The sequence below is a fragment of the Vibrio sp. 1727 genome (genome assembly GCF_033344415.1).
GTDB classification, from domain to species: Bacteria; Pseudomonadota; Gammaproteobacteria; order Enterobacterales; family Vibrionaceae; genus Vibrio; species Vibrio alginolyticus.
This window is the reverse complement of the sequence record NZ_JAWPOT010000337.1, coordinates 1-656: the sequence shown is the minus strand read 5'-3', so window position 1 is coordinate 656 and position 656 is coordinate 1. Positions and strand designations below refer to the sequence as shown.

Sequence of the window (656 nt, the reverse complement as noted above, 5' to 3'; positions counted from 1 at the left end):
GGCCAAGTTCAGACAGTGCTTCGACGGCACCTAACGCAACGTCGGTAGAACAAGCATAAATGAACTCGACATCTGGGTATTTTTTCAAGCTGGCTTTTGCAGCTTCATACCCGGACTGTTTTGTCGCTTTTGTATAGTAAGCAGATTGTAGTTCAAACTGACTGTCTTGGTTCACTTGGTGAATGAATGTGTTACCACGGATATCGCTAATGTAGCCTTCAGAGAAGTACAAAACGCTGTAATGGGTATTTTTCGGGAACTGCTTGCCAAACTCCACAGCGAGTTCGCGACTGCCTTCAGCGTGATCGAAACCGACGTACATAAAAGGCTGTCGAGTTTCCCATTCACGGACTGGCGTCGTGATATTTTGCAGGATAAGTTTGGTTTTGGTGGAATCTAAAACGTGTTCGACAAACTTACGATGTCGGGTCGTATCGAGTGTAAAAATTAAGTAGTCGGAATTGCTTTTTAGTGCTTCCATCAAAGAAAGGCTTTGTTGTTTGATATCGGCGTTCGGTCGCGTAAACACTTGATTGATTTGGTAATCAATATTGAGTTTATCTAAGCGCTTCTCAAACGCGTCGATGTTTCTTATCCAGTAATCGGAAATCTGCTGCCCTGGATAAACAACGGAGATTTTTAATGGGTGTCTTTTT

1 protein-coding gene is annotated in these 656 nt (G+C 43.1%); it reads right to left on the bottom strand.

The window, feature by feature from the left end:
- On the bottom strand, positions 1 to 656 hold a 656-nt coding region (locus R8O10_RS25600), incomplete at both ends, for a substrate-binding domain-containing protein (protein WP_318192006.1).